Raw genomic sequence first — 6,753 nt, 5'->3', positions numbered from 1 at the left:
CGACGACCGCGGTTATCGCGACCGGCTGCGCGCCGATCCGACGCATGGTATTTATGTAAGTAAACTCAGGCGTGCCATCGATCATGGAAGTGCAAGTCCAGATGTCAGCGATAGTTCCTGCCAGGCCGCTTTCCATCGCGTCAGCGTGCCGCTCGACGCCATATATACATGATTTACTAGCGCGAGTGAATACAACTTGTCTGCCCGTTAGCTTACTTAGCTATCGAAATAATAGAAATAATATTGGTGACAAGAGATAGTTCCATTTCTAAGATAATTGTTGATAGTCCTTGGTACACTAACGATCTCACGCAACTGATACTTCGGAACGCTTCCACATAGGGTGAAACGTTCTGTTCAAGATCTCGAAGTTCTTCAAAAACTCAGATTCTACCAGGACGACGCGCAAGCGTTGTTGTCGGTATTTATGTCTTCCACGGTCAAGGGGCGCGCGCACGTGATCCCCTGGCCATTCAGAATCATGGGGCGGAACAGCCGGTGAAAATAATGGTGTTGAGTTTCGCCGGGGACATTCGTGGCAACGTCGCGATCATTTTCGCGGTCGCGGCGCTGCCGATCATGGGGTGTATGGGAATGGCCGTGGACTATTCCCTGATCAATGACCAGCGGGCGAAACTGCAGCTCGCGCTGGATTCGGCGCTGCTTGCCGGAGTCCAGGAAGCCAGCAGCGCTTCGGAGATTGCCAAGGCCAACAGCATGTTTGCGGGAAATCTCGACACGAAGTGGGCGGCCGCGACCACCGCGACGTTCTCCGTCGCGGGCAGTCAGTTGGTCGGCACCGCGTCAGCCACGATGACCACGAAATTCATGGGGATGATGGGATTTCCGACGGTCAATGTGTCGGTCGCGGGCGCGGCGGCGGCGACCGCCAGCAGTGCCAAGGCTTGTATCATACTGGTCGCCAATCCAGCTTCGAATACGCTGGTGGTGAATTACGGCGCCTCCATCAGCGGTTCCGGTTGCGAGATCCATGTTGATTCAAGCAACAGTACGGCCGCCACCATCAACACCAACAATTCGTTGAATGTTGCCAAAGTGTGCATCAAGGGCGGTGCCACCCAGAACAGCGGCAACAATGCTGCCGTCTCGACGGGATGCGCGGCCGTTTCAAACCCTTTTGTTGGGACGCTGCCCGCGGTGTCGCCGTCGGCCTGCAACTACAATAATCAGAGCTATAATGGCGGATCAGTCACCCTTTCACCCGGCAGATATTGTGGCTCGACGGCTTTCAACGGGGGAGGGACGTTGACCTTCAGTCCCGGTCTTTATGTTATTGAAAATGGTAGCATGACATTCAATTCCGGCTGGAATGTTACCGGTTCCGGAGTGACCTTCTATCTGGTTAACCAGAATGCAACGCTCACCTTCAACAGCGGTGTGAATGCAGTTTTTTCAGCGCCGACCAGCGGCACCTATGCCAACATTCTGGTCTATGAACCCGACGGCCTGTCGCAGTCCAATCTGCCGATCAACGGGTCAACCACCATCAATATGCAGGGCTTGTTGTATCTGCCGAGCCGGCAGGTCGCGATCAATTCGGTGTCCAGTGTGACCGCGCTCCAGACGGTGATGGTGTTCTCCACCTTGACCATGAACGGAATGAACTGGAGCATCTCGCCCGGCGCCCTGGCGCCGAACTCCGGGACCACCACGGTGAGTGGCGCGCGCCTGGTGCGATAGACTCGACGCGGGTGTTGTTGATGTCGAGCGGCGGATCGCCGACACCTCCGATATTGATCGTACGATCAACGATGATATAGAAAAGCTGGCGGGCGCAGGTCCGGGTCGCTGGAGTTAACAATGTCTGACCGGCAAAGACTTCAAAATCTGCCCACGGAGATTATCCGGACCTTGATCTCGGTTGTGGAAACCGGGAGCCATCTGAAGGCCTCGGCTCGGCTCGGAATAAGCCAGTCCGCCGTGACCTCACAGATCAAGCGGATCGAATCGCTGCTCGGTGGAAGTATTTTCAAGAAAGAAGCCAACGGCTCGACCGTGACAAAGTTCGGCTTTCTTGTGCTCAGCCACGCCCGTCGTATGATGGAGGCCCATGATCAAATGCTGCGCTTGCGAGGGCACGGCCATGTATATGTCGCCGCACCGATCAGGGTGGGGATCAGCAACCTCTACACCGACGAATATCTGAAACGTTGCAACAGAGACTTCATATCCAAAGTGATCATCCATGCGGACACCTCCGCGGTGATCGCTAAAAAGCTGGCGGATGGCTTTATCGATATCGCATACATATTCCAGAACGCGGAAGTGGCGAACGATATGGCCGATTTCATCGTCGACGAGCACGAGGATTTGTTTGTCTGGACCTGCTCGGAGGACTTCGTGCTTAACCCCGGGGTACCGATCCCACTTTTGAGTTGTACGGGAACGGTGACAGATGACCTGATGTTTACTTGCCTTTCGAGGGCCGGGCTGGATTACAGCATCGTGTTCAACAGCGCTGACTACCGTGCCACCATTTCCGCCGCGCGGGCGGGGCTGGGGTTCACCATTGTCCCGGTTCATATGATTCCCGACGCGCTCATCGAAGCAAAGATGCGCTACCTGCCCGCGTTAACGCCAGTGAAGGCGTTTCTTTATGCGAGGCCGGACGCGCAACGCAACGCGGAGACGACCGATGTGCTGGCGGATCTGTTGAAGCTGTTCTTCGTGAAGCCGGTTAAGACAGACTTTTCGCGCGCCGAAGCGTCACCTGTTATTGCTGCCGAATCCATCTTTTTGTAGAAATTCAATCGGACACCAAGGTTGAGTGGCCCAGCGCGCGGACGACGCCCTCCGCCACGGGAGCATGGTTTCGAAGGAGGAACGTCATCGGCGTTGTGCCGTACTCCAGGTCCGCGGCCGCGAGGCTCGCGGTGTAGTGTCGGAACTCCGGCAACCGCGCGCCTGTTGCGAGACCGCACATTTTCCGGCTCCTCGCAACCTTCAAAACATCTCTTGCCGCGCCATGAATTTCATATAATTTCGAAGGTAACGGATTTTCCGGACTTGTGTGACACGACCATTTTTCAAGATACGCGGCACGTTTGTTCTGACAGCTGGCAGTTGGCCAATGTCCCCGGTCACTGCGAATTTAGTTAATACACGCGGTATCGATTGCAATGTACAACAATGACAATATCAGCACGTCGCATTTGAAGTTCGATCAATGCCACGGCAGGGCCTCGCTGCGGTCGATTGAATCGAAACAGGGAGTTGAATGTCGGACATTTCAATGCCGAGCCTGTTTGAGCCTGAAGCACCTCTATTTCGAGTTAGGCGTCTCGGCATTGGCGGCCGGTCAACCGGTCTCGTGACGATTCCGAGCGGAGACCACGGCGCCAAGGAATTTGTTCCTGGTCAGGCGGGCGCTGGGCGCGGCGCGATGCGGGGTATCGTCCGGTATCACCAGGGGGGCCACGAGCCTGATCGCCGGCCCCGTTCGGTTTTTAAGCCTTGATATAGCTCAATGTGACCGGTTATGTGCGCGACCGTGCAGATAAATCCGATTGTTTCTCTTACGATACTATCAGAGGTAAGTAGCCGCGAGTCTAACGCGTGTCGTGGGCGTCTGTTGCTGAACACCGGCCGCGCGTCCGGAATGTACTTGGCAATACACCTAAAGAGGGGCGACGATGATGACAGGCCGTGGAACAGGTAGCTTTGATGACCGCGCACGCGATGCGCTGATAATCACGGCGGTCAGCTTCGAGCTGTCGCGGTCCAGCGGTTCGAAGCATGGGCCGGCAAATAAGTCACGCCAACCCAAGCGACCGGAGTAGTCCTGTGTCCCTGATCCCGTTTCCCACCGACCGGGTCCGCCAGGGCGCGGATCGCGTCGCCAAAGCCACAGCCTATCGCCTGAAAGCCGCAGCGCTGGGAAGGCTGATGGAGGAAGAGGCTGATGTCGAGAAGTCACGCGCCTATTTGATGCATGCGCTATCGCTGATCCAGCTCGCGGAGAACGAAGAGTGTCTCGCCGACGTGACTTGACGGCCGCGTGAACGGCGGCGTCTCCGGTTCGGGCCAAGGTCTGCCGTGAACCGCGAGACGCCCGCGAGCCGGTGTCAGCATCGACCGCCGATGGCGGCCAGGCCCAGTTTATTCGGGTTTGACCGATGTGCGTCTGATCCAGCCGGCAAGCCGGATGCGTTCGACCACCATCATGTGCGGCACCGTCAGTGCCGCGAGGCCGACGAAAACAAGTTGAACCACACGGATATCAATCGCCACGCCGTCGGAAAAATTCCAGGCGGCGATGGCGAGGATGACCGTGACCAGAAGCGGAGGCGCCGTTGCTAGCAGCATGCGACGAACCGACATCCGATCAAAATAGTCGATGGTACGCAAAATGTGACGCGCACTGTGCATGATGCAGAAGTAAGCGGTGAAAGCGGCAAGCGGTGGCGCCAGCGTCGCCAGTAGTCCCAGGGCGGCCATTTCAAGCCCGCCGCACCAGTCATCCTTCAGGCGAAGAGCCGCGGCGAGTAACAGGCCCGCCAACCATGGCCATTTGACAAGATTGAGCGATGCGACCGTCTGCATGGCGGCGTCGGGACCGACCAGAAATGAAAACAGCCGCGTCACCTCGGGGGCGTAACAGATGGTCGGGAGAACAATGATCGCACCGCCGTAAACGAGGCGCGAGAGCGCGGGGGTGCCCGCCGACGGATCGCCCGCAAAGTGGCCGGCCGAGATCACCAGGAACCCGGCCAGAAACAGTTGCGGGGCGAACTGCCACAGCACCACCACGAGCGCCGCGGGGATGAAATAGGCCAGCGTAAAGCCAGCCCATTCTGTTACGGTCCGGACATTATAGAGGTGACGGGCAAAAACCGTGTCCAGCATGCCATGCGGCACGCCAAGGAGGCCGATCAGAACCGCCATGGTCAGCAACTCCGTCTGCGGATCGGGGCGCCCGGCGACCTCGTTAGCGGCTGCCAGCACCACGGCCGTCGCGCAGAACAGCAATCCCTGAAGGCGTTGTACCTGGCTCATTCTCATGTGGCCTCGCGCAATCGCGCCGACCGATGCAACGCCGCGGGGATTTCCCGCAGGAACGGCAGGACTGGCAACACGGAGGCGATCATCACGCGATCGAGCAGGGTGCCGCCATCGCCCAGGAAGCGGATCAAGCGGGCCGCATCCACGTTTTCGAACATCGACAGGAACAGATCCGGGGCCGCGGCGGAACGGGTTCGCAGGACGGAAAGAAACAGATGGTCCATGCCGCGCAGCAGCCACGAATCGGGCGGGTGGCCGACGGGCGGCTGGCCGCCGGCGAGGCGGCGGGCGCAATCATCAGCCCAGCGCTGGATGCGCTGGAAGGCATAGCCGGTGCTGGCGCGCGCGCCGCCCCAGTTGACGCCAGCCCGCAGATAGCTGGGATCGGGATCCACTTTCAGGGTCGCGGTCCCCATCGGAAGGACCCCGTTTTCCTCGCGCAAGATCCTGAAACCGGAGCCATTGGCACAGCGTGCGAGGGCGGCATTCAAATCATTTGAAAGCGCCGATCGGTCCAGTGGATCCGGCCCGAACACGGTGGCCTCGACCAGGGCCCGGTTGGCCGAAACCGGCAGGATATAGGCGAAGCGAATATCCGTGGTGTGGCCGGTGGCAAAATTCATCAGATCGGCGCAGCCAGCATCGAACACGCGGTCATCGCATTCCATCTCGCAGCCGTAGAACGATTGCCACAGCATGGCATCGCCGCGTCGCGGGCCGCCCGCCGCCGGCCGGGTATCGATCACCGTGCCACCGCGATACAGGGCTGTGTCTGTTTCGACATGCCAGAGGCCGGCATGTTTGCTCGGTGGCGCGAAAACCGATGCGTCCATCAGCAACTCAATGCGCGGGTTCTGGGAAATCTTCGCAAGCGCCGCCGCGTAGAACGTCCCGGAAGACAGCATCTGATAGGGCGTCGCGCCGCAGTTCACCGTGACGCTGCGACGTCCCGCGCGGATTCTTACTTTTTGCCAGCGGTGTTGAACCAGGGGCTGTATTCTGGCGCAGCAATCGTCCCAGAAACACCAGGTCCGGTCATTGGTGTAATGAGTGCGCTGTTCGATGATGAGGGTACGCGGACAATCCTCACCCAGTTCGGCGAGCCGCAACGCCAGGCTCAGGCCAGCACAACCGCCACCAAGAACGATCAGGTCGGCGTCAAACGGCACGGTCGTCTCCCCCGATACGCACCAGGCAAGGCATGCCGATGATCGCCGTATGCAATGCCGCATTGTGCCGCCGCCGCCGCGACCAGAACGATGGCCGAAGCAACTGGCTCGTCACGGCATGCACGGTCAAGAAAGCCTTGCCGCCAGTGGGCACGACAACCCGCCCCGACCAATAGGCAAAATTCCGCCGCCGAAGCCCGGTGCCGATCGCCTCGTAAACACGCGCGGCGACCAGAATGCCGGTTCGGGCGCGAACCGGCAGATAGGGCAGGCCAAGTTCACCGCTGCGATAGTGGCGCTCGGCCCGATTCAGGAGGTCGGCGACCCCTTGCCGTAACACCGGTTGCAATCCAGGCCGCGGCGAGATCAGCAATTCGGGTGCGATCTCGCCCACCAGGCTGGCGGGCAGATAGCGTCGGCCCAGCGCCGCGTCTTCCGCGATATCGCGGCAAATGTTGGTGAGCTGCATGGCGATGCCGAGGTCGACGGCGTGCGGGCGCGCGGCGGGATCGTTCACGTCCAGCACGCAGCACATCATCAGCCCGACGGTGCCGGCGACGCG

6 protein-coding genes are annotated in these 6,753 nt (G+C 59.4%); 3 read left to right on the top strand and 3 right to left on the bottom strand.

Going from position 1 to position 6,753, the window contains the following annotated elements:
* Positions 1-507: 507 nt before the first annotated feature.
* The 3 genes from Q0S16_RS18415 to Q0S16_RS18405 all read left to right on the top strand — a co-directional run bounded on the left by Q0S16_RS18415 (position 508) and on the right by Q0S16_RS18405 (position 4,011).
* Positions 508-1,701, top strand: coding sequence for a pilus assembly protein (locus Q0S16_RS18415; RefSeq protein WP_295851141.1), 1,194 nt, complete (start codon positions 508-510; stop codon positions 1,699-1,701).
* Positions 1,702-1,821: 120 nt separating this feature from the next.
* Entirely contained in the window at positions 1,822-2,763 is a 942-nt protein-coding gene (locus tag Q0S16_RS18410; RefSeq protein ID WP_295851138.1) for a LysR family transcriptional regulator, read from the top strand.
* Positions 2,764-3,804: 1,041 nt separating this feature from the next.
* A complete protein-coding gene (locus tag Q0S16_RS18405; RefSeq protein ID WP_295851136.1) occupies positions 3,805-4,011 on the top strand; it encodes a hypothetical protein in 207 nt (68 codons plus the stop codon).
* Between the two features lie 108 nt (positions 4,012-4,119).
* On the opposite strand, the gene Q0S16_RS18400 is transcribed toward Q0S16_RS18405, so the two are convergent.
* The 3 genes from Q0S16_RS18400 to Q0S16_RS18390 form a co-directional block, all read right to left on the bottom strand.
* Positions 4,120-5,016 (bottom strand): Brp/Blh family beta-carotene 15,15'-dioxygenase, encoded by an 897-nt coding sequence (locus tag Q0S16_RS18400; RefSeq protein ID WP_295851134.1) that lies wholly within the window; start codon positions 5,014-5,016, stop codon positions 4,120-4,122.
* 2 nt (positions 5,017-5,018) lie between these two features.
* Positions 5,019-6,191 carry a lycopene cyclase family protein gene (locus Q0S16_RS18395; protein ID WP_295851128.1) on the bottom strand — a complete coding sequence of 391 codons (1,173 nt, stop codon included), beginning with the start codon at positions 6,189-6,191 and terminating at the stop codon, positions 5,019-5,021.
* Positions 6,181-6,753, bottom strand: a 573-nt coding sequence (locus Q0S16_RS18390) for a squalene/phytoene synthase family protein (protein ID WP_295851125.1), incomplete at its 5' end; no start/stop codon positions are given. The genes Q0S16_RS18395 and Q0S16_RS18390, both read right to left, overlap by 11 nt.

The organism is Tardiphaga sp. (assembly GCF_025356345.1).
GTDB lineage: Bacteria > Pseudomonadota > Alphaproteobacteria > Rhizobiales > Xanthobacteraceae > Tardiphaga.
Note: the sequence above shows the minus strand (reverse complement) of the source record. Positions and strands in the feature narration are given on the sequence as shown.